The organism is Pseudarcicella hirudinis, assembly GCF_900115665.1.
Lineage (GTDB): Bacteria > Bacteroidota > Bacteroidia > Cytophagales > Spirosomataceae > Pseudarcicella > Pseudarcicella hirudinis.
Genome location: NZ_FOXH01000008.1, coordinates 1 through 23,375, shown reverse-complemented (window position 1 = coordinate 23,375; position 23,375 = coordinate 1). Strand labels below are relative to the sequence as shown.

The 23,375-nt window shown below is 38.0% G+C and carries 17 protein-coding genes; 3 read left to right on the top strand and 14 right to left on the bottom strand.

Going from position 1 to position 23,375, the window contains the following annotated elements; translation table 11 throughout:
* Positions 1–3: 3 nt before the first annotated feature.
* The 9 genes from BM179_RS14470 to BM179_RS14430 form a co-directional block, all read right to left on the bottom strand.
* Positions 4–2,364 carry a glycoside hydrolase family 127 protein gene (locus BM179_RS14470; RefSeq protein ID WP_092017865.1) on the bottom strand — a complete coding sequence of 787 codons (2,361 nt, stop codon included), beginning with the start codon at positions 2,362–2,364 and terminating at the stop codon, positions 4–6.
* 177 nt (positions 2,365–2,541) lie between these two features.
* Complete coding sequence (locus BM179_RS14465; RefSeq protein ID WP_092017864.1) at positions 2,542–3,945, bottom strand: SusD/RagB family nutrient-binding outer membrane lipoprotein; 1,404 nt, start codon at positions 3,943–3,945, stop codon at positions 2,542–2,544.
* A gap of 53 nt (positions 3,946–3,998) precedes the next feature.
* Entirely contained in the window at positions 3,999–7,037 is a 3,039-nt protein-coding gene (locus BM179_RS14460; protein ID WP_092017863.1) for a SusC/RagA family TonB-linked outer membrane protein, read from the bottom strand.
* A gap of 476 nt (positions 7,038–7,513) precedes the next feature.
* Complete coding sequence (locus BM179_RS14455) at positions 7,514–8,530, bottom strand: YncE family protein (protein ID WP_229632954.1); 1,017 nt, start codon at positions 8,528–8,530, stop codon at positions 7,514–7,516.
* 73 nt (positions 8,531–8,603) lie between these two features.
* Entirely contained in the window at positions 8,604–9,524 is a 921-nt protein-coding gene (locus BM179_RS14450) for a metallophosphoesterase (RefSeq protein ID WP_092017862.1), read from the bottom strand.
* A gap of 84 nt (positions 9,525–9,608) precedes the next feature.
* A complete protein-coding gene (locus tag BM179_RS14445) occupies positions 9,609–11,012 on the bottom strand; it encodes a hypothetical protein (protein WP_092017861.1) in 1,404 nt (467 codons plus the stop codon).
* A 72-nt stretch (positions 11,013–11,084) separates the two neighbouring features.
* Positions 11,085–13,859: a TonB-dependent receptor gene (locus BM179_RS14440; RefSeq protein ID WP_092017860.1), complete on the bottom strand. Its 2,775-nt coding sequence runs from the start codon at positions 13,857–13,859 to the stop codon at positions 11,085–11,087.
* A 162-nt stretch (positions 13,860–14,021) separates the two neighbouring features.
* A complete protein-coding gene (locus BM179_RS14435) occupies positions 14,022–15,299 on the bottom strand; it encodes a sensor histidine kinase (RefSeq protein WP_092017859.1) in 1,278 nt (425 codons plus the stop codon).
* Between the two features lies 1 nt (position 15,300).
* Positions 15,301–15,975, bottom strand: coding sequence for a response regulator transcription factor (locus BM179_RS14430; protein ID WP_092017858.1), 675 nt, complete (start codon positions 15,973–15,975; stop codon positions 15,301–15,303).
* A 366-nt stretch (positions 15,976–16,341) separates the two neighbouring features.
* Here BM179_RS14430 and BM179_RS14425 point away from each other — a divergent pair, with 366 nt between their 5' ends.
* Entirely contained in the window at positions 16,342–16,902 is a 561-nt protein-coding gene (locus BM179_RS14425) for a hypothetical protein (protein ID WP_143095233.1), read from the top strand.
* Positions 16,903–16,905: 3 nt separating this feature from the next.
* Here BM179_RS14425 and BM179_RS14420 read toward each other — a convergent pair whose 3' ends face one another.
* The 5 genes from BM179_RS14420 to BM179_RS14400 all read right to left on the bottom strand — a co-directional run bounded on the left by BM179_RS14420 (position 16,906) and on the right by BM179_RS14400 (position 22,107).
* Complete coding sequence (locus BM179_RS14420) at positions 16,906–17,913, bottom strand: sulfite exporter TauE/SafE family protein (protein ID WP_229632953.1); 1,008 nt, start codon at positions 17,911–17,913, stop codon at positions 16,906–16,908.
* A gap of 153 nt (positions 17,914–18,066) precedes the next feature.
* Positions 18,067–18,477: a PepSY-like domain-containing protein gene (locus tag BM179_RS14415; protein WP_092017855.1), complete on the bottom strand. Its 411-nt coding sequence runs from the start codon at positions 18,475–18,477 to the stop codon at positions 18,067–18,069.
* An 84-nt stretch (positions 18,478–18,561) separates the two neighbouring features.
* Positions 18,562–19,497 (bottom strand): DUF2279 domain-containing protein, encoded by a 936-nt coding sequence (locus tag BM179_RS14410; protein ID WP_092017854.1) that lies wholly within the window; start codon positions 19,495–19,497, stop codon positions 18,562–18,564.
* A 69-nt stretch (positions 19,498–19,566) separates the two neighbouring features.
* Entirely contained in the window at positions 19,567–20,493 is a 927-nt protein-coding gene (locus BM179_RS14405) for a purple acid phosphatase family protein (RefSeq protein ID WP_177219412.1), read from the bottom strand.
* 795 nt (positions 20,494–21,288) lie between these two features.
* Positions 21,289–22,107 carry a hypothetical protein gene (locus BM179_RS14400; RefSeq protein ID WP_092017852.1) on the bottom strand — a complete coding sequence of 273 codons (819 nt, stop codon included), beginning with the start codon at positions 22,105–22,107 and terminating at the stop codon, positions 21,289–21,291.
* Between the two features lie 108 nt (positions 22,108–22,215).
* Here BM179_RS14400 and BM179_RS14395 point away from each other — a divergent pair, with 108 nt between their 5' ends.
* Together BM179_RS14395 and BM179_RS14390 are read left to right on the top strand one after the other, a co-directional pair.
* Entirely contained in the window at positions 22,216–22,488 is a 273-nt protein-coding gene (locus BM179_RS14395) for a hypothetical protein (RefSeq protein WP_143095232.1), read from the top strand.
* Positions 22,455–23,375: hypothetical protein (locus BM179_RS14390; protein ID WP_218159224.1), on the top strand; the 921-nt coding region annotated here is incomplete at its 3' end. The genes BM179_RS14395 and BM179_RS14390, both read left to right, overlap by 34 nt.

The window sequence follows — 23,375 nt, the reverse complement described above, 5'->3', positions numbered from 1 at the left end:
AATCTATTTTTTAATGGTTCGGCAACCAAATACTCTTCCGGCGGTTTTCCCCTGATTGGCTTGAATACTGATGGTAATTTTTTCTTTATTCTTTAGTAATTCAGCAGGAATGGTGTACTCAATGTCAAAGAATTTTCCGGTTGTACTCCCTTTTAATTCCTGAGTAGCCAGTTTTACATTATCTGCCAGAATATCAAAAATCCGTCCTTTGTCATCTCCCAGATAGGTCAGCAGCAGGCTGTTAGCTTTCTCCGGCATTATTTTCATCTCAAAAGAAAAGAAACCGCCGCTTCGGGCTTCTCTTCCGGTTCTTCCCAAAGCCTCACCAACATATGACTGTTCCGAGGCTTTCAGGTTATGATCCCGTTCCGGCTGCATTTCTCCGATTCTGAAATTATCGATGGTCATTTCTTCTATCTCCCGCTGGCGTTTTTTCTCAGATTCATACTCAGCTTTTCTGGTTTCCCAGTCTGCTTTGGTAAAATAATCCCAATAGACACTATAATGCTGCTGATAGCTCTTATAAAACGGAACAAGGACGGCATCAAAAGGCATTCCTGTATTTTTCATTTTGAAAGTCAATGGTTCATTTGCAATAGGGTTTACCCAGTTTTCTACCTTTTTGTCATCCGTTAAGAGAACAGGAATACCATATACAGGATCAGGAGTTTGTGTACCTAATTGCCCTGCCAGGACTAAAGGGCCGTATAAAAAGGCAATACGATTGGTATTATCAGGCATGCTTTCTGTGTAAAGTGACATAGGCATACTTAGTTTGATAACATCATTCTGATGCCATTTTCTGTTTAGCACCAGATAGCCTGAGCTGTCTTTCTGAGTCTTTATTGTCTCTCCATTGATGCTTATTTCTACACCCTTAGCAGCCCACCAGGGTTGTCGGATACGTATGGCGAAAGACTGAGGTATTTTTGTCTGAATAAGAAGCGAAGTGTTTCCGTTTTCAGGATAGGAAGAAGTCTGTGTAATTTTAACACCCCTGCTTTTCCAGTTTAATACCGAGGGAATGAACAAATTGACGTACAAACTCCCTTCATTTCCTTCGAAATAGATACTTTCGGTATATTTTGAATGGTTTTCCATACCACTTCCTACGCAGCAGGTGAAAGTATTGAAAGGATCACTGAATTCTTTTTTGGTTCCCATTCTCAAAGGCACGAAATAGCACATCATCCCATTCTCAGGGTTTTGAGAGGCTAAAATATGATTGTACAAAGCTCTCTCATAATAATCTCCTAATTCACTGCTAGGATTCCAGCAAAACAAATGTCTGGTGAGCTTTAACATATTATAAGTATTGCAGGTCTCACAGGTATTATCGCTTAAATGATCATTGAGTTTATGAGGTTCTGTACAATATTCATAATTACTGTTTCCTCCGATTACATAACTGTGATCGTGCACCATGATATCCCAAAAGAAAGAAGCAATTGTTTTGTCAGACTGCTTACCGGTCAGTTCATGCTGACGGGCACTGCCAATGGCTTTCGGAACATTGGTATTGGAATGTTTCCCGGCCATCGGGTCAATCCGGTTTGACAGGGGAACCATTACGAAGTCGTCGTAGAATTTGTAAGATAAATCAAGGTATTTTTTGTTGCCTGTAATCGCATAAATATTTGCCAGAGCATCACTCATGCCCCCGTATTCACATTTTAACATTTTCTGCAACAATTCCGGTGACAAAGGATTAATGGTTTTTGCTGTCCAGTCGGCCATTCCTGTTACTATATTCAAGGCCTTTTTATTATCGCAATATAAATAAGCATCAATCAGTCCGGCCATTACCTTATGAACAGTGTACCAGGGGCTCCAGCCTCCGTTTAAATCGAATCCTCCTGATCTGATATCTCCTTTAGCTACCTTTGCGAAAAGAGAATCTTCTTTTGGAATAGCACCAACATAACCGGTTTTCCGTGCTTTCTGGCATTTTTCCAGTTCATTTACCAGATATTCAACTCTTTGTCTGAAAACTTCATTTTTTGTGGAAGTGTACATGATGGCACAGGCTGATAAATAATGCCCCATGGTATGGCCAGACAGGCCGGAATCTTCCCAGCCGCCGTAGATATCACCCTTTACCGGTAAACCTGCATTTGTATAAAAACGATGAAGCAAGCGATCCGGATTGATAGAAAGCAGATAGGCAGCGTCTTTGTCCATCGCATTTTTAAAAGGAGAACCTTCGGAAAGGGTTACATCTTTGGTACTGAAAGCATAAGCCTTAAGCTGGATGACTGGTTGTATTTTAAATCGTTTGTCCGCTTTTTCGGGTACATAAGACTGGCCGTTTGCCAAATGGCAAAAACAAGCAAGAAAAATCAGGCTGAGGAAATAAGACTTCATTTATCGGTATGATTGGTTAAAATCGTTTTATGATATTTCCGGAAAACCGGAAACGAAATAGTCAATTTGTAAAAAACCTTTGATTCTTTACAAATTGACTTAAATCTGTCAATTGGTGTTCTTAATAATTAATGAAAACCTGTCGGAAATTGACAAAACTTTGTTCAGGAAAGAAAACTACTGTTTATCCCACCAGACTCTGTCAATTAATTTAGAAGTCTGCTGAGGCTGAGGATTTGAAATCATTTCAACTTCAGGATATAAGAACCTTCTTGGAACCTCGCTCACCAATGCATTAGGGACTTTTTTCAGAACCGGAAAACCTGTTCTTCTCCAATCGGTGAAATTTTCTACAGAAAGAAAATCGGCTGTATTTTTTTCTTCCATAATTTTCTGAAGTGCATTGTCTGCGGTAAGATCACCTCTAGATAGGAGGTAAGCAGTAATATCTCCCGAATTTACCCCTAATTTTTGCATATGAGATTTAACAGCATCCTGATAAACAGATTGCGCAGCACTGAAACCTGATTTGATCAGCGTAGCTTCTGCTTTCAGGAAAAGAGCCTCAGAGTAATTGAAAATGTAATTAAAAGCGCCAGCTCCGGCATAAAAGTCTCCTGCAATTGAATAAGATTCAAGACTTCCGATGTCATTCGTTCCGATTATACGTCCGTTATACTGTCCTGAAACCGGATCCGGACTTGTGGCGGGTTTTACCATTATCGCCAGACGAGGATCATTGCGTTGCTTCAGTGTTTCTACTGTATAGGAGGATAACACTAATGTGGATCCCGGTAAAAATGTTTGATTCCAGGGATTTTCATTGCTTGCTGCTCCGGAATATCCAAACTTAAAATCATCATCATTGGAACTCATACCGTTTTTCAGGGCAGCGAGGGCTAAATCTGCCTGAGTACCTGCTGTATAACCAGGGGCTTTGGTCAGGTGCATATAATAACGGGCTTTAAGTGTATAAGCTAATCTTTTCCATTTGCTCATATCGCCATGATAAATATAATCATCTCCTCCCGGAATTCTTGTGTGATTTTTGGCAATATCACTGATACCATTATCCAGTAAGGTTTGAATATTTTTGTAGATATCTTCCTGTTTGTCATAAACCGGAGTTAATTGTCCTACTCCTTTCAATGCCTGAGAATAGGGGATATCTCCCCATAAATCAGTACCTGTACCAAGGCTGAAAGCGGTCAGGATTTTCGCAATGGCAGCATAATTCGAATTACCGTTTTTCTCTGCTTTATCATTTAATATTTTTAAATTGTTCATGCAGGTAGTATATAAATTACTCCATTCATCATTCATCTGAGAATTGACGAGAAAATAAGTGCCATCATTCGGCAGGGTCTGGTTAAGAGCAACAGCCTGAGTATAATGCAGAGATAAAACGGCTGCATAGCCACTATAAAGTTTGTGCGAAATGGCTACTTCGAGCGGAGCCAGAATCAAGGATTCCTGTACGTCAGTCGGGCTGTTCGGATTTTGATTTACGTCTATGAATTTCTCACAGCCCGTATTAAGAAACATGATTAAAGTACTGATATATAGAATTATCTTTTTCATTTTGTATCTGTTTAAAATTTAACAATTCACTCAAAAGCTATCGCAAGGATTCTTTAGAAAGTTACTTTCAGAGAGAAATTTATCGAACGCGAAGTAGGAGCTGAGAATGAGTAAATTCCCTGTGAACCATTTGAGGAACCAAATGAACTGACTTCCGGATCCGCACCTGTAAAATGAGGACTGTAAATCCAGAGGTTTCTGCCGCTTACTACAATTGAGGCAGATCTGAACGGAGTTTTCTTCAATAAATTCGGATGGAGGTCATAATTGACACTGACGCTACGTAGTTTAATATACGTGCCATCCTGAATGATACTTTCCAGCATACCTCCGAAATTTTGATAATAAGTCTGCATATCTGCCGGAACAGTATTTGGCTTATTATCTACAATGCTGATTCCTTTCAGTACCCTCGGTGTTCTGTCTTCACTGGCTTTGGTTGTTCCGTAAAATGCGCCGTAACCGTCCACATTGTTTTCAATATCACCGCCTTTTTTCATATCAAAAAAGAAACTCAACCCAAATTGTTTGTACCGGATTGTATTGTTCATACCTGCCAGCCAATCCGGCGAAATATTACCAACTATCCCATCCTGTTCATCACGGATAGGTAAGCCTTTGGCATCAATGAGCAGTTCTCCGCTTGTGGTTCTTTTAAACCTTGCTCCGTATTTTACCCCGTAAGGCTCTCCGACAATGATTTGAGAGAAACCATTACCCAGTTGTTTGGTATCTCCATAAAGTGACAGCACTTTGTTTCGGATGCGGGTAAAGTTGAAAGCAATATCCCATTTCAGATGAGAGGTTTTTATCGGAGTAAGATTCAATAAAACCTCGAACCCTTTGTTTTCCAGACTGGCACTATTCACAGTAGTACCTGTATAACCGGTAGCAGGAGCAATGGCTACACCAGGAATAATGCCATCAATTGTTTTGCGGTTAAAATAAGAAGCTTCCAATCCGATTCTGTTGTGCAGAAATTTTGCTTCCAATCCGATTTCATATTCATTAAGGGTTTCGTTTTTCAGATTCGAATTACCTAAGGTCGGACTTAGCAAAAATCCTGCTTGTCCCTGAAACGGAAATGAAAGGTTATTGAAGTTAGGTGTATTCGGAGAGTTAGGAATAATAAAAGGGGTAGTAAGAGAATAAGGACCAACGCCATCATTTCCGACAGTGGCATAGGATAAGCGGATTTTACCGAAATTAATTACTTCACTTAAAGAACCCGACAGCAATTCAGAGAAGATAAAGCTTGTTGCAACAGAGCTGTAAGGATAGAAACTTTTTTCCTTGCTAAGTACAGAACTTCCGTCATATCTTCCGGTAAGTGATAAAGCCAGAAAATGTTTATATTCTAAGTTTGCCTGTGCATAGAAACCAACTTTACGCTGTAAAAAATTGTTCTCATAAGCCGTTATTGTAGAGGCAGATCCGACGTTGTCAAAACCATCAATATTTAAACCTGTACCTTTGATATAATGGTTCTGCGTATAAATTGAAGTGACATTGTTTCCCAATAAGGCATTCAGTTCGAAATTACCGAAGTCTTTATTGGCACTGATGATCAGATCATGATTAAATCTTCTGAAATTGGTGTTTTGTTCGATGATTCTTCCTAAAGTAGCTAAGGTGGAACTTGGCGCTTCTTTGTACTTCGACTGTTCCCCGTAAATATCTGCACCAAGTCTTTCCGTAACCGTTAACCAGCTTAACGGAGAATAGGTAAATGTCATGATCGGAATGAAACGGTTTACCGTAGATTTGTTGTAAACATTGTCCAATACCCAAAATGGATTATTCCGGGAATAGCGATAAACCCGCTGAGTTCCGTCCGGATTCAGATAGGGTAGAGGATTCCATGAAACGGGTCCGGCTAAGACTGTCCAGATCGGGTTTTCCAGGGCGTATCCTTCGGGCATTCTGTCGTTCGAAGTATTGCTGTAGTTAAACTGGAAATTGCTGGTTAAATCTTTGAATACTTTTGTAGTGTATTTCGTGAAAAGGGCATGACGGTTGAATGAAGTATTGGGAACACTTCCCTGTTGGTTAAAATCTGAATAAGAAATATAATAGCTTGAATTACTGCCACCACCACTTAAACCAACTGTATAGTTTTGGGTAATTCCTGTTTTGAAAAACATTTTTTGCAGGTCATATCTCTTCGCAGGGGCACCATTGACTTTAAGAGTATCCATAAGCGGCCCCCATGAAAGACTGGTTTTATTGGCTTCTCCATCGATAAATTGCCCTCTTGAACCCTGTGCATATTTCGTTTGGGTTTGCGGGAGAAGAGGATTTTCGAAGGAGTAATCAGCACTGAAGGATAAAACGGGCTTTTTTTCAGCAGAACCACTTTTGGTAGTAATCATTAAAACTCCTCTTGCACCTGCTGAACCATAGAGAGAAGTAGCTGCAGCCCCTTTTAATACGTTGACACTTTCAATAATTGAAGGGTCAATATCAACCAGACGGTTGCTACCCGGGCCGGAGTTCAGGTTACCGGTTTCATCATTATTGATCGGAACACCGTCCACCACAATTAATGCCTGGTTATCTCCGAATACTGAGGTTGTTCCTCTGATTACAATTCTGGAAGAACTACCGGGAGCACCGGAGGAACTGGTGATCTGTACACCGGAAACTTTTCCTGCCAGACCATTTACGATATTTGGTTCTTTGGCTTTGACAAGTTCATCTCCTTTGACATCCTGAGAACTGTAGGTCAAGGCCCTTTTGTCGCGTTTTACCCCTAAAGCTGTAACAACAACTTCTTCGAGGGCCGAGTCATCCTGCTTTAGCTGAATGTCGATGTTATTATTGCTGTTTTCAAAGCTGCGCTCTTCTGTCCTGAACCCGACATATCTGAAAACCAGCACAGTTTTTTGACTGGCACTGATTTCAAATAAACCGCTTTGAGAGGTAAGTGTTCCCCTGGTTGTGCCTTTTACGATTACAGATACTCCCTGCAGGGCTTTGCCTTCCTGATCTGTCACTTTCCCTTTTAGTGAGATTTTTTGTGCATAGGATGTCATACCGTAGCATAAAAAAACGGAGAGTATAATGAGGTTTCTTAATAGTTGTTTTTTCATAACATGATTTTTCGGTAAAATGATGGGCAGATTTGTTAAAGAATCGATAAAGATTCCTTAACAAAGATATTTGGCTCACTTGCAAATGGATTGGTGATAATTGACCAAGACTGTACCGTTATTATCCATTATGATAAATCATGTGTTGTTATTAAGTGTCTTTTAACCAATTAGTTAAATAAATGGAAGTCGGGAAGGCTGAATGTTTTCAGTAATTGCATGGCCTCGTTTGTGTCTTTACAAATGAGTTAATCAAGGTAGTTTGTGATGGTTTGTGGGTCACAAACCATGGTGAAAATAAACAGAAGTCAGAAAGTTGAATGTTTTCAGTAATTGCTTAGCCTCGTTTGTGTCTTTACAAATGAGTTAATCAAGGTAGTTTGTGGTTTGTGGGTCACAAACCATGGGATGGGGGAAAACGAAAAGAGGCTACCATTTTCAGGCAGCCTCTTCTAAGGTTAATCTTAGGACTGATGTTATTTACCCGGTCCGTAAATATATACCCCGAATGTATCTGGTTTGATTTCCTTTTCAGAAAACTCTGCACCACTTAAGAATATATTATGTGTGGTTCCACGGTGAACAATGGTTTTGCAACCTTTATTTGTCTTCAGCGTTTGAGCCAGCTTATAAGAATCTGCACTGATTTGCTTAACGATAGTTGCAGTGCCATCTCCGTTGGAAGTAATAATAAGGCCTAATTCTTTTTCATAAATAACCCCGTCAACATTTTCACCTATCGGAAGAACCGTAATTATTTTGCCATTTTCCGCATTCATAATTACCAATGTTTTTGATTCTTCGCAAGTTACAAAAAGACGATTGTTTTTGGCATCTAAAGCTATTCCTGTAGGAGCCTTGTTATTTCCTAAAGAGTAGTGCTTATTAACTTTTAAATTCTTAGAATCAATAACAACCACTTCATTTTTATCTTCAATATTGTTGAAAATTAATCCTTTTCCGTCTGCTACGGCAATTTCCGGTTTACCACCAAGTTCAATTGAGGCAACTTCTTCATCATTTACCGGGTCAATAACCACTACATTATTACTCTTTCCACAAAAAGCAAAAACTTTATTAGATGCTTTATCATGAATAATTGCATCCGGCTTTTTCCCTTTTACATTGATTGTTTTAAGGACTTTGAAAGTTTTATCTTCAAAAACAGTAACCGTATTATTACCTCCGTTTGTGATATATCCTTTGGAAATCTCTTTGGCGAGTCCGATGCCATGAACACCGTTCAGTCCTGTAATTTCAGCAATCTGTTTGTCTGTATTAAGGTCTATGACATGCACTTTGTCAAAATGGGAGACATAAAGTCTTTCTTTTTCACCATCCATTTTCAGGAAATCCCATTTGCCGTTTCCGGTCAGGTTTATTTTCTTAATGAATTTATAGGTTGGAGCTATAGTGTTTTGAGCAGATAGCTGCATATTTCCGGCTAAAACAGCCATTGCCATCAAAGAGGCATTTCTGAATAAATTTTTCATTGTTTAATGATTGAATGATGAATTTGACAAGAAGCTTATGCTTATATTGGAGATTTACAGAACAATTAATGATTTACCGATGGATTTTATGGTCAAATAAATGCTGACCCTGTGCATCTATAAAGGTTATTTTCAGTGTTTTACCTTGAATGCTGCAGGAGGCGAATGCTGCTTTGTTTTCAGAATAAACGGTGAATGTTTCCTTTGTAGCGGAGTTCCGTGGTTTTCCGGCTCCTCCGGAAATAATATAACTTACCGAAGTATTTTCAGGTTTGTTAAACTGCATGAGATGGTCATGTCCTGAAAAGTAAGCCTGCACTTTATATTTTTCCAGCAAAGGGGCAATTGAGGATCTTAAAAATTCTGTTTCTCCGGGTTTAGGTTTTGAGCTGTAAATGGGATGGTGGCCAACCACAATTTTCCAGGGTTCACTTGAAACTGCCAACACGCTGTCTACCCAATGAGTCTGGCGTGTAGTATCCTGTGTTTTAACATATTCTGCATATTTCGGATCCTTATAATAGGCAGTGGCATAAGGATTGGTATCCAATACTACAAAACGAACCTTTTGCTTATCAGGAGTTTCTTTAACAAATGTGTAATATCTTGAAGGAAGATTCCAGTTAGGATTGACCTTATGATATGCCGTTTCAGCTTCAGGAGAGCCCATATAATCATGATTTCCCAACGCTGCATACCAATTGAACTGCCTGGTTAATTCCTGATAAACATTTTCATAGGATAAAGTCCAGTGTTCATCAGTAGTGCTTAACACACCTTTTTCATAAAAGTTATCTCCGGTAGTTAGCAGAAAGGAAAGATCTGAGGTTTTTGCCTCATTTCTCATTTGATTGGCAACTTCGGTCTGTTGCTCCTGTCCTTTCATTCCCCAATCTCCCAATACAAAGAAATTCAGGGAACGATGCTGGTCTTTCTGAGCAAAAACCTGTAATGAGAGCATTAAGAGCAGGAATGAATATTTAAATTTATTCATGAAGGGGGACTTTTCTGTGAAAGGTTCTGGGGGTTTCAAACCCCGGATCTTTCTGATTTGAAAGAATCCGGGGAGAAAGAAATATTAATGTTTGTTCCCTGAATTATCCGAAGGATAAGCGCCAAGGTCTTTATTCGGAGGTGTAATTTCTGTCGCTCCGAAATTCGCACTTACCGGAACACCATTTGCCAAAGGAGAGAATCCGGTAAATCCTTTACCAAGTGCAGGAGAGTTTGATTGCAATCTGAAATTATAGGTTCCTACCACACTGATATCTCTCATTCTTTTGCTGGTTTGAGGTAATGGGAAATTAACAAAAGAAGGATTATTCTTACCTACGACAGCCGAACCATCATATACTTGTCCTGGCTTATAAGAAGCCGGAAGGAAAGAACCAGGTGCCGGAATGTCAGTTGATTGTATTTTAGTAGCAAATCCGGTTGGGTAAATTTCATTTGCGATAAAAGTAGAATCTACGTAATTGAAGTTATAACCATATTTGATATTGGCTGTATCAGCAGAGACTAAAGTATTTCCAAGATAGGTACCATTTGCTCCGACAATTCGTACACCATATTTACAGTTTACGATTAGGTTGTTATACGCAACTCCTCTTGAGCCTTCCTCAAAGTTGATAGAACCTCCTCTGCCAGCTGCTGCGCGACGGTAACCACAATCAATATACGTATTGTTGTACATATAGATCGTAGTCTGCGGGTTTTTACCTCCGTTATTGGAAGCTTTAGAACCGTTGGTAGCAGAACCGATAAACAGGTTATAAGCGAAGTTTCCGACACTTCCCGATTTAATATTGAGACATTCACCTCCGGTAAATCCGCTTTTTTCAAAGGTATTTCTCATTACATGCAATTTTCCACCGAAAGTACGGATAGGATCATCAACTGAACCGTAAACCCATGAATCCTCTAAAACAAAAACACCGTCCGGATTACTGAAACACAAAGGATAAGTGTTTCCGTTATTTGCGATAAAAGAAACCGGAGAAACGGTTGCTTTTCCACCGCCAAATTCTACGTGTGTCCATTTTACCACCAATAATTTAGCTGTAGTTTCTCCTAAAATACCTCCCCAAAGTCCTTTATAAGCAGGATCTGTGGTTGGGTCTGCACCAATCTGATCTGTTTTAGTAACATTTTTAACTGTGAAATATATCGGTTTATCTTTAGAACCAAGTGAAAGTAAAGTTCCTTTTACTACGATACTATAATTCCCGTTAATATAAATTTTTACACCGGGCTGGATAAGTAATGTGTCATTTTCGTTGATGAAAACATCTCCGTTTACGTTGTAAACAGAATCGCTTTTCATGGTTCCTTTAATAGATCCTGACAAAGGTGTTTTGTTATCCACTGCTTTACCGATAGTTAATAATGGCTGAGAAACGGTAACAACCTCATCCGATTTACTGCAGGAGAATACGCAAGCCAGCAGGCAAATTGCAATAAGAAGATTTGAAAACTTTTTCATGTTTATTTGTTTAGTCTCTCCTGAATCCGGATGGAGAGCGCTGATGTTAGGATTTCCCTTTCCGGTCGGGGTTTATTGAAGTTTATAGCGAATACCTGCCAGATAGGTTTGCTGAAAAACATCTTTCTGGACTAAAATTTTATCATCCTGCGTTTGTTCCGGTAAGCCTCCGAGTGTGTTTGGGTGAAGGATTTCAACAATAATCGGATTATTAAGCAGGTTGGTCATTTTTACGAATACCGAGAAATTTTTCAAGAGTCTTTTTTCTGCTGAAAAATCTAACTGAGAGGTTCCTCTTTGCCAGTAATCAAGATCCTTGTAAGGCGAAACAATGTTGATTCTTTTTCCTGTATAAACCCAGGAAAGTTGTGCATCAAAGTCGAGTTTGGCATTTTTATAGATTAATGAAATATTGGCAATGTGATCAGACTGGCCTTGTAAAGGTCTGGTTTGGGTAGGAGGGGTCGGGTATTCAGGAGTTGCCGGAGGAGCATTCTGAATAAAACCATTGGCATCACGGTAATAAACTCTTTTGGTAGTTGTGATCGAAGATTTTGTATAAGTATAGTTACCTGAAATTCCCCAGTTTCTCAGGTATTTTACGAAAACAAGTTCAAAACCGTAATTAGTCGCATTTCCGAAGTTTTGCGGCGTATATAAATAAGAGTTGTTACCTACCTGCTGAAATCCGTATTCGATCGGATTTGTCAGGTTTTTGTAAAAAGCACCTACCAATAACTGCTCATTACCTTTCGGGAAAATCTCATATCGGAGGTCAATATTGTCCGACTGGGTATGCTTGATGTTGTAATTACCGCTTTCGTCGAAATAATCTCCGGCAATCGGGGCAGGAATAAATTCGAAATAACCAGGTCTGCTGATTCCTTTGAAATAGGATAGTCTGATATTCTGGCGTTCATCCAGTGAATATTTGAAATGAACACTCGGCAATAAATCCAGGTATTCTATTTTACCTGTCTTGCCTATTGCAGTAACCGGAAGTTGTGAGGTATAGCTTTGAGAAGTATTCTCTGCTCTTAATCCACCCACAATCTGCAATTTATTCAGGAGTACTTTTCCCTGAATATAAGCCGCTGTGATTTGTTCCTGAGCAGTATAGTTATTTCCGTTGGTCGTATCGGCATAAGCATCAGATTCGGGTCTGAAGGAGAATATAGCCTGATTGATTGTGGTAAATACCTGACGGTCTGCCCCCGGAAGAACCGTATTAAGCCGGTTTGAAGTATAGAAATTACTTCGGTTTTTTGTACGATACATCCCTCCGGCAGATATTTCTACATTTTTCTTCAGGTCATAGATAAAGTTAAGGTAACCTGATTTATCCTCATCCTGATTATGTGTCCAGATATGTGTAACAGGATCAATATATCTTGCAGATTCCGTAGGTTTTCCATCTGCACCCATAGTAATTTTATAAGTTACACTGAGGTCAGTCCAGTCCGGGGTTTTACTCGTTGCATTTGAATATGCAGCAGACCAGTTAAACTTTAATTTAGGGGTTAAGGTATGATTTCCCTGTAAAGTTGCATTGTAAATGTTTTGTCTTTGAAACCTTGAACGATCCAGAATGCTTTCATCTCCCAGTACTGTAAATGAATTATCCATGGTATGACGATGCATTTCTTCATCTAACTGCATGAACATGCCATACAGACTTAGTTTATTGTTGGCATTGAGAAGGTAGTCTAATTTTGTGTGCAAACCTGATCTTGTCTGTAAAGTAGAATACTCTCTTTTCTGAATTTTATCAAAAAGCGGGGTATTTGGGGCAGGATCGGGAGAAGGCTGTCCATTTGGGTTAAAAAAGATAGAATTGCTTCCCCGGTAAGTTTTCTGGAAACTTCCAGCAATTACGAATCCCAGTTTGTTATTCAGAATTCTGTTTCCAAGTGTGAAGCCGAATAATGAATTGACAGGCAATTTGACTTCCTGATAATTCAGGTGTTTTACGGAAAAATCAGAAGGAACTGCTACATATTTACTGCCATGAATCTCTGATGGAGCCTGAAAAGCGATGCCTTTTGAATCAAAACCTGAAAAAGGTCGGTCTGCAAATAGCTGACTGTATCCGGTTGAAGCCGTTGCGGAAATGGTAAGATGATCAGGCGCAGATTTCATAATCATATTCATTGCTCCGCCGATTGCATCTCCTTCCATATTTGGCGTCAATGCCTTTACGACTTCCAGCCTTTCCAGCATTTCTGCCGGAAAAATATCCATCGGAACGTAACGGTTTTTATTATCAGGACTTGGGATTTTTATGCCGTTTACGAGGGTATAATTATAACGCTTATCCATTCCCCGGATGATGGCATACTGGCCGTCCCCGCTGCTGTTTCTCACTACCGAAACCCCTGAAATTCTTTGTAAAATGTTACCTACCGTAATATCCGGAAGCAATTGGATTGTTTTTGCCGGAATAATGTTGAGAATATTATCTGAGTTTTTTTCAGATTTCCGGGCACTGGATTCAGTTTCTTTGTTTACAGAACCTTTTACGACTACTTCCCCGATGTCGATACTCGTTTCGGTCAATGAAATATTAAAAGTGATTTTGTCCTGAGTTACTGTAATTTTATGCTCTGCTTTCTTATAACCGGTGTAACTGCAATGAATTTCGTAAGTTCCGGCAGAGATATTTTTGATTTCATATTTACCTTCCAGATCTGTCAGCGTGCCAATCTTTTTGTCATTTATTTTCACAGTCACAGAAGCTCCGACAAGTGGTTCATTGGTACGGGAATCAACTACTTTGCCTTTTAGACTTCCGGCAAGAAGCTGATTTGAGAGGAGAAGAAAAATTATAATTTTGTAAAAATGCTGCATGATTATTTACGGGATAGTTAATATTCATGCAAAGGAATGAGGGCAATTCTGAATGAATTTAGAATTTTTGCGCAATCATTTTTGATTTAACATGGTGTTGATGTTTTGGTAACAATTCCTTTAAAGCAAAAGGCTTTTGCCTCATTCATAGGCAAAAGCAGATCAGAATTTTACTTTAAAATGATGAAGACGAAGATCGTCGTCAAAATGATAATCTATTTGATAATGGCAGGTATCACATATTTTTTTAACAATGGCAAGCCCTAAACCAATGCCTTCCTGCGCTGAAGCATTTTTGGTGAAACGTTCAAACATGTCAGCCGAATGCACAGCAGATAACCGACCAGAATTACTGATAATTATTTCATTCCGGCTATTGCTGTTCAATAGAAAGATACCTTGTTCAAGGTTGTATTTAATGGCGTTTGAGATGAGGTTTGAAAAGAGAATTTCCAGTAAAGTAGTATTTGCTTTCAGGTAGATCGGATTCGGTAAATGAATGTCCGACTTAATCTTCTGATACCTGAACTGTTCAGAGAATTGCCCGATAAGTGCCTGAATTACCTCACAAACATCAATTTCTTCTTTTTCAATAAATTGTTCGTTTTCAATTTTAGCCAGCAGAAGCAGACTGCGGTTGAGTCTGGATAAACGCTGACTGACGTTAAGTAATGATTCAATAAGATTAGCTTGTTCTTCATTGAGGTTCATGCTTTGCATCAGTAATTCCAGTTTTGACTGAAATATGGCGAGTGGTGTCTGCATTTCATGTGCCGCATTTTCTGTAAATTCCTTCTGTACCTGATAAACTCTGCGGTTTTTCTTGGCCAGATAAAGAATGGCCTGTTTTAAATCTTCAAATTCCCGGATGTTGGTTTTGGGGAGATTCAATTCTGCATCACGATTTACTTCTATTTCTTTCACTTTTTCCAGAATCTGATAGAAAGGAGTCCAGATTTTGGAAGCAAGGTTCTTATTGATAAAGAATAATCCCGCCAGAAGGAGCATTAATACGCTGATCTGGATAGAAAGAATGAGCTCCATCAGCTCTTCCCGTTCAATTAAAGACTCACGGAGGTCGATCCGGTATTTTTTATGCTCAAATTCAAGCGGAAATGAGAAGATTGCAAACGGAATATTTTCCTGAGAAATACTATCATATTCGAATATTTTCGACGTTTTTTCATCAGTTTTTTCAATAGAAGAGTCAAGCGGAGTAATGGTTAAATCTTCATGGAATTGTATATACTGTTGCAGCTCCCTGATAGAATGAAGCTTTGCCGTGCTTTTAATAATATGCTCTTTCCTGATGTGAAGGGCTTCTTCCGATTCGTGTCTGATAAAATTATATAACAGAAAATATAAGGTCGGAATGCTGCAAATAATAATGACAACGCAATAAATGAGATAACTCCGGACAGTTTTACTTAATAATTGCATCTCAATAAACAAATTTATAACCTAATCCATAAACAGACTGTATATAATCGGGGCATCCGGCTTCTGCCATTTTTTTCTTCAGATTCTTGATATGCGCATAGATAAAATCAAAATTGGGAAATAAATCTGCATTATCTCCTGAAAGATGTTCCGCAATAGCTTTTTTTGAAACAACTTTCTCTTTATTTGAGAGAAGAAATAATAAAAGTTCAAGTTCTTTTCTGGTAAATTCCAGCAAATCCTGTCCCCAGCTGGCGGTTTTCTGATTGAGGTCAATCACCAGCTGACCGATTACAACCTGATTATTTCCTTCAAAGCTTTTTCTGCGGATTATCGCCTTAATTCTGGCACTTAATTCAGCTAAATGGAATGGTTTTGAAAGATAATCATCCGCGCCTAATGTCAGCCCTTTAATTTTGTCATCAATAGAATTTTTGGCGGAGATGATAATTACACCATCATTCTTTTTCTGACTTTTCAGTAATTCCAGAAGATTAAAACCGTTTCCGTCAGGTAAAGAAATATCCAGTAAAACACAATCGTAGTCATAACAAATTATTTTGTCCTGTGCTTCTGCGTAGCATTCAGCAGTTTCACAGACAAATTGCTCTTGTTTAAGATAGTTAACAATGCTTTTTGAGAGTTCTTTTTCGTCTTCTACAATTAATACTTTCATTTTTTTAAATGTTATAAATGAGGTTATAAGCCCTCAGGGAAGTACCCATGCGTATCCCTTGTTTATGAGCGTAAAATTCCTGAAGGTAACAGAACTGTGAAATGATGATTCCTGAATAGATTATAACTGACAAAAGTAGGGGATCGGAAAGGATAAGGAGATTATGTGTATATTAACAGTATGTTACCAAATGATAATTAGTTTCGAATGTTTTTAGTAAACCCTTCCGGATTTATAGCTGAAATTTATGTAACTTAATAGCCTATTATGTGAAAATGTTATGGCGGTTTTTGGAATAAAAAGGAGATGTTTTGAATAACAATGTATTTTAATCCCGGCAGCGGAAAGACTGCAACCATCCAGCCCATGAGAAATCTTATTCTTATTCCGGCAGTCTTGTTATTTATCTTTTCCGGGTCTCCAAAACATTCATTTGAAAAACAGCGCTTAGGTATTGCTTATGATTTTCAAAAAGAACCATTTGTTCATTCTGACAGTATTCCGCAATCCTGCATTACTCAGTCTGAAGCTGAAAGTATTCTCGGTCAGTCAGCCCGGTTATCTGAAAAGTCTTCAACTATGAAAGAGACAATTCTCCAGTGCAAATGCACCTATACCGCCATTTCAGAAGACGCTAAAACCAGGAAAACAGGTAAGTTGTACTATATGTTTGAAAAATATAAGGACGAATCTTCAGCCCGGAAAGTGTTTACAGATATTCTTACACAAAATCTCAGAGGGGCCAGTTTAGACATTCTTCAAGTGACCGGATGCGAGTCATTTTCACATACAGACTCCCTAAACTTTTACCTTATTCTGGCTAGAAAGGGCAATAAAATGCTCAGATTTAAAGTAAACAGGCTGACGAGTAAGACTTCTCCGGATGCGATGATCAAGGTTGCTAAGAGTATTATTTCCAGCCTTTAATAATCAGAAATCAAATTTTTTGATAGCCCCTTTTCTGGTTACATACAATTCATAAAAATGTTGGTCTCTTCCAAAGACTTCTTCGATTACCACATGATCGGCGTCTTTACTGAATTGCCGGACAAAAGACTGTTTCTGAACAGGCAAATCTGAAAACGGGATAATTTGTTCGTATTCAAAGCCTTCATCATATGTAAATTCAAAGGCAATATTCATAGATTTCCATTGCATTCTGGTTTCAAGGCCATCAGAAACGGGGGTGAAACTCAGGTTGATATTTTTAGCATTGCTGATTCGGTTTCCGGATTCTGCCAGCATGAAAAAACCGGACAGAACCATCGCTGTATAACCAACTTTCCTGAAAACAGATTCGCTTAAACGGGGTAGTATCCATTTCATGCAGAAAGAGGAGATAATAGCTGCCACTGCCACTGCTATTCCCAGACTTATTACTTTAGCCGTAATTATGCCGAATGAAGCATAAAGACAAAGTTTTATGAGATGGAGAATTATCTCATTTGCCGAGCGGGTTGCTACAATTTCTTCCTTGCTGAGCCCATATCTGAAATAAAATCTGTTGAACAATAAGCCAACGGCCCCGGTTAATCCTGAAACAAAGCCCGTAAGAAAACCAATAAACAGAAGCACCCAGGCAGGTAAAAATTTGCTGTTAGTGTCAGGTTTAGGCGTTTTAAAGATCTGAGGCAGATTGATGACTAAAAACAATCCCATCAATAACTGAATGTACATCGGATTGACGTAACTAAGCAGCCATGCGCCTAACCACACGGCAGGTAAAGCCGCAGGAACAAACCATCGTACAATATCCCAGCGAATCTTTGAGTAAAAAACAATGATTCTTGAGAATGAGCTTGAGAAAGTTCCGATTGAAAGTGCTACAGGAACATAGGTTACCGGTAAAAAAGCTCCCAGAACAGGCATTAAGATTAACCCTGCACCGCCACCGCAAACTGCACTTAAAGAAAAGGCGAGGAGTGCGCAAATGAACAAAATAATGAAGGATGATAACATAAATTTACTACTCAGAAAAGCAGATTGAGTTAGTGAATAAAGCTGGTTTGTGGATTTATACCGCCAGACTTATCAGAAAAGAGGAATCATAAGCCCAGTTTCTGAAGCAGGGCTTATTAAGTTGTATTTCGATTAATTCTTTAAAAGTTTACCTGATTCATCAAAAAGATAATCTTTTCCACCAATTTCAACCTCAAATTTTTTCTTTCCCTGTGCATCAGTTATTTCAGCAGTTTCTTTGATTTTTTTGCCTTTAAAGTGTTCGGCAATATATTGCTTTGCTTCCTTAGGTAATCCGGAGAAGTTTATGTCCGTTTCTGTTTCCAGAATATTACCTTTGGCGTCCAGTACGACAGACATTTCTTTACCTTCGTTCTTAAAACCCGCTTCAAAATTTCCCTTTTCCTTTTCAAATTTTACTTTCTCCGCTTTTGGGTAAGTCTGTGTGATTTTAGCTTTAACAGCTTCAGGAATTTCTTTGGTTTGTGAGAAGCCTGTAAGGGCTGAAAGCCCCATTATTCCAAGCAAAATTGTTTTTTTCATGTTTCTGTTTATTAAGAATCGTGTAAGTTGATTCAAAAGTAGAAAATGAATCTGTTGAAAATCTGTAGTTTCAGACCGTGTAGTTTAAAAATATAAAGAATGAAAAGAAAAGCCTGATTTTGAATTATATTCAAGGGTCGGGGCCGGGATTTTAATCTGATCTGCCAGAAAAAGCAGTGTGTTCAGTAACCTGGATCTGGTTTTAAAATGCTGAAGATTAAGGTCTAATGCCAGATAATACTGACGATAAGGCGTATAACCTCTGGCAATACTTTTGGCCGGATCCGCATCGACCATGTTTTGAATACCATAACCTACCGCTACATTAAGCCATTTGGGAAATCCCGTATCTTTTCTGAGGAATTTGGCAATGTTGGCTGAAAACCAGTAAGTCTGCCCGTTGTAATCCTTAAGCCATTGTTCATTCCATGATCTCCCTAGCTGATTGGGTGATAAAGCGGCATATTCCGTTGGATGAAACGACCATTTAGGCTGAATACGACTTTCTCCCCAGAGTATTTCCTGCCCTACAAACATACCGGGACCCAGAATATTAGCAGTCATATCTCCCCAGGAAAAACCATATTCAGGTTGTGTGCCATCAAGCACTTCAATTGTAGTCATAAATAAAAGCCCTGACAATCCTGCATATAAAGTAGCCTTTTTATGATCCAGGCCTGTCCAGAGAAATGCTCTCTGATTTACCCGGCATAGATTATAATCTGTATAAAAATGCCCTAGTTTATCAATCTGAAGCCATTCGTTATTATCGTTAAAAAACCTGAATCCGCTTGCTTTTTCGCTGTACCATGCGGCACTAAGCCCTGTTAATGTAGCGGCATACCCGGCAGTTTCAGAAATTATCAAAGTTTTCAGGCGTTTTTTGTCCGGATGAGAAAGGCTGTCAATTTCAGAAAAAGCACTTGTGGGGGTTAAACTGACTAAATAGGCAATAAATATAAGCAGAACCCTGAAAGCAGATTTATGTCTGTAAGGTTTTCCGGAAATGTATAATTTCATTTTAAAGAGGGTATAAGTTATCTGGTTTTTAAATTCCGGAACTATGAAACGAAGTTTTTGCCGGAAATTTTAATAGCTTCTGCGGTTTTTAAAAAGTACATGACCTGTCGTATCAATAAAGCTCGTTTTCAGGCTGTCGGAAGAAATGCTTACCAGTGTAAAGCTTGGGGCAATTGTGCCAAAAAGTACTGAAGTTTGAGGTTGCACAAATTCCTGTGTGGAAGAACCTGCTCCGGCCACCACATAATCTACCAGGCTGCCCGGGACTTTTAAGTACTGTGAACTGTGGCTATGTCCGCAGAAATACATCTGAACATGATTTTTTTCCAGAATAGGTTTCAATTGCGCAATTAGTTCATCCTGATTACCGTGGCCATATCCTCCGGAATAAATCGGATGATGACCTACTACAATTTTCCATTTTTCCTTGCTGTTTGTCAGTACACTGTCAATCCATGCCAATTGTTTTTTAGTGTTTTGCTGAAGAATATCTGCATACAGACTTGATTTTTGAAGGTATTCATTGACAAAAGGGTTGGAGTCGATGAATACAAACCTTACAGCAGTTGTTCCGTCTATAGGTTTAACAACAGTGAAATACCTGGCAGGCATTTTCCATCGGGTGCTTTTCTGAGAATATAAAACCTGTGCACCGGGATTACCCTGATAATCATGGTTCCCAAGTACCACAAACCAGTCTTTTTGCAGACCCTTTCCGGCATAAACATCTTCAAAAGAAGTTTTCCACTGAGGATCGCTGGTACTTTGTATGCCTGTCTCATAAAAGTTGTCGCCCGTAGAAATAACAAATTCTGTGTTTTCACTCAGGGCAGTAAGATTCATCTGATTGGCAACTTCCTGTTGATTTTGCGTGCCGTTTCTTCCCCAGTCTCCTAAGACCAGAAACTGTAAAGTATTACTGCTTTTGTCGGATGAAGTATCTTTTTTGCAGGCTATGCATAAGAAAAAGAGTGAGATGGCTAATAGCTTTTTCAAGACAGATATGCTTTAAATGATGTGAGAAAGTGTTAAAGATTATTGCACTATTGGAATAGACAAATGGTAATAAGTTTAAAGGAAAAACCTATTATTTTTAATCTGAATCTCAGGAACCGATGGATTTTGTACATTCGGTCTGTGGCGATAAAAGTTAACAGGAAAAGTAATGATTCTTCAATCATATATAGGCGGTAAAACAATAAGTACATAAACATAGAGTATAATTTGTCTAATTTTGCAGATTTAAAGAACTGAAATACAATAAATTAGCCTAAAATTTTCTTATTGGTGTTAATTAAAACGAAATGTACACAAATACAAGATACTACGTAGTATGTACATAAACGTTAACGGCTTTTAAAAGGATATAAATAGATAGTATATATACTGTAGTAATAACAAGCAAAAAACGCCTTAAATGAACCGGAAACGGCTATTTTAAGGCGTTTTTCATTTGTTAAAATGAGTGTTTATATGCCTCATTTTTAAAGCGTTTTATTCGAGCAGTACAAGCATGAAAAAAGTATGTTTTTGACCGATTTACATAGGTTTTTATGAGTTGGGGGGACAGTTGGAGGGACAAAACTGTGTAAAAATATGTAACCAAATGTATAATAGAGTGCTTAAAAACTATCAAAAATACACAAAAAATGCGTGGAACATACCACTAAAAACATTAAAAAATCGTGGAACATAAATGTAATATGTTATTTATTAGTTACTTATATCGTTTTTATCAGGATAATATTTGAAAATAAATGTGTGTGTGCTTAAAAATGATTACAATTAGTACTAAAATTGTCTAGTCCTAGTTGTTTGAATTACATTATATATTTCTAAGCAATCAGATAGATTTATTTCAACATCAGGATAAATGTCTTTATCTGGATTTAAAGAATGGCAAACGATAATTCCATTTTCAACATCATGGCGTATTATCCTTTTTATAATAATGCCTTCATTGTGAACTATTATGTAGTCTTCCCATTGATGTAAATGAAACTTAGACTTCCAGTAATCCTTACTTATATGTCTTCCTACTGCAACCTCTCCTGAGCATATTGACTGTATAGTTCCATCAAACATTGATTCTCCTCTAACTTGGAATGCTCTGTAGATACCTTTATAATATTTATCAACTATAATAGAAAACTTGGGTAATTCATCTAAATACTCAACTTCATTGAACCCCTGTAAGTAACCTGCATAAGCGTAAGATTCCACTAATGGCATTAACATCTGAAGCTTTCCATTTCCAATTTCAAAAAAGATCATTCCATTTTTAGAAACATAAGAATCATCTGAGGTATCTTTTAAAATACCAATTGATTCAGCATTGAAAAACTTATTATCCGGTAGTTGTTTTTTTTCTAATTGTGAGGTTTCATGTGTAGAATTTGTCATTTCTCCTGTTCCAAGAAATACCCATGCGGGGTTTAAGTCTGGAAAAAATCTTAAGATATTTTCTATTTTATCTGAGCCAATAGATTTATTATTCTTTAATTGGCTGGCAAATGAACCATTTGACATACCTATTGATCTTTCCAGCTGAGCTACTGTAACTCCTTTGTAATCAATGTATTGCTTTATTCTTTGTAGGGGGGAATCCATGATTTTAGAAAATATCTTAAAAAATATCTTATCTTTTATTTGTGTAATTAGAATATATCTTATAATATTGCATACAAGTAAACAATACTACTACAAAAATAAACAAAAATGCAACATTTAAAAATGGAAGAAATTGAGAGCATTGAAACAGAATCAGAAATTTTCGAAGGAAAGGAGTTTTTGAAAAAAGGTGACTTGAAAGAAATAGCAACTATTTTAAAGGTAAATTCTAGGTCTGTATATAGAGTTTTTCAAGGCACGGCTCAAAGTGATTTAATAAGTGGAACAATAAAGAAAATGATTGAAAAGAGAAAAAGTCATATTATTCAATCAATAGACAAAGTAGTATGCCAATCGAATGGAAAGATAAAATCGCTGTAAAAGTTGATGAATTAGTGCCGACATTTTTCAATAGCTATGAACATTTGAAAAAAAATATACAAAGGCATAAAGACTCAACTTTAGGTATTAAGAAACTTCAGTCAGGCGGTAATGGCCGAGAACTCTTAATAGATTTTGATTCATTATCAATTGATATTAAAGAAAAACTTGGAGACCCTCGTAAGGTGATTGACTGGATGGATAAGTTTTACAGATTTTCGAAAGATGTTGAAGACTTTTATCTGTCATACCACTTTGAAAGTGGTAAAGGCTTGGAAAGCAAGCACGTCAAGGAATACACGGTTAACGCATGTACACTCAAAGCAGCAGGTATGTTAAAAACAGCTCGTACGACTGAGAGACTCTCTAAGAGAGGAAGTTTGAGAGGAATACCAACAACAATTTGGAAAGATGCAATGTATTTTAAAAAGGTTCAGCAAATGAAGTATGGATATGAGCATACTTTACCTGCGAATGAACGTCGTTTCCTGGAAGCTCTACGAAAATTTGATACAGAAGGTTTAGAGTCTTTAATAAGCCGGAAGCATGAGAATAAAAACGCTGTAAAGGTAACTGCTGATGTGATTGAGTTATTGAATAATCTTTTCGCTGGCAGACTTGTTAAACCGACCGCAAAAATGGTATTTAATGAGTATATGCGTTTCTGGGTTGGACAACTTGAAGTAATCAATAATGAAACTGGTGAGGTTTATGACCGTCATAACTTCCCTTCACTGGATGACAGAACTATACTTGCTTATTTGTCAAGATGGGAAAATAAAATTGGAACCTGGAATAAAAGAGCAGGAGACAGACAGAGGTATCAAAATCAGTTTAAAGTTACACACAGATTCACCCCGGCTAAGATGGCAGGAAGTATATTAAGT

Coding starts and splice junctions, on each gene's coding strand:
- BM179_RS14470 (WP_092017865.1), bottom strand. CDS start 2,364: ATGAAGTCTTATTTCCTCAGCCTGATTTTTCTTGCTTGTTTTTGCCAT.
- BM179_RS14465 (WP_092017864.1), bottom strand. CDS start 3,945: ATGAAAAAGATAATTCTATATATCAGTACTTTAATCATGTTTCTTAAT.
- BM179_RS14460 (WP_092017863.1), bottom strand. CDS start 7,037: ATGAAAAAACAACTATTAAGAAACCTCATTATACTCTCCGTTTTTTTA.
- BM179_RS14455 (WP_229632954.1), bottom strand. CDS start 8,530: ATGAAAAATTTATTCAGAAATGCCTCTTTGATGGCAATGGCTGTTTTA.
- BM179_RS14450 (WP_092017862.1), bottom strand. CDS start 9,524: ATGAATAAATTTAAATATTCATTCCTGCTCTTAATGCTCTCATTACAG.
- BM179_RS14445 (WP_092017861.1), bottom strand. CDS start 11,012: ATGAAAAAGTTTTCAAATCTTCTTATTGCAATTTGCCTGCTGGCTTGC.
- BM179_RS14440 (WP_092017860.1), bottom strand. CDS start 13,859: ATGCAGCATTTTTACAAAATTATAATTTTTCTTCTCCTCTCAAATCAG.
- BM179_RS14435 (WP_092017859.1), bottom strand. CDS start 15,299: ATGCAATTATTAAGTAAAACTGTCCGGAGTTATCTCATTTATTGCGTT.
- BM179_RS14430 (WP_092017858.1), bottom strand. CDS start 15,975: ATGAAAGTATTAATTGTAGAAGACGAAAAAGAACTCTCAAAAAGCATT.
- BM179_RS14425 (WP_143095233.1), top strand. CDS start 16,342: ATGAGAAATCTTATTCTTATTCCGGCAGTCTTGTTATTTATCTTTTCC.
- BM179_RS14415 (WP_092017855.1), bottom strand. CDS start 18,477: ATGAAAAAAACAATTTTGCTTGGAATAATGGGGCTTTCAGCCCTTACA.
- BM179_RS14410 (WP_092017854.1), bottom strand. CDS start 19,497: ATGAAATTATACATTTCCGGAAAACCTTACAGACATAAATCTGCTTTC.
- BM179_RS14400 (WP_092017852.1), bottom strand. CDS start 22,107: ATGGATTCCCCCCTACAAAGAATAAAGCAATACATTGATTACAAAGGA.
- BM179_RS14395 (WP_143095232.1), top strand. CDS start 22,216: ATGCAACATTTAAAAATGGAAGAAATTGAGAGCATTGAAACAGAATCA.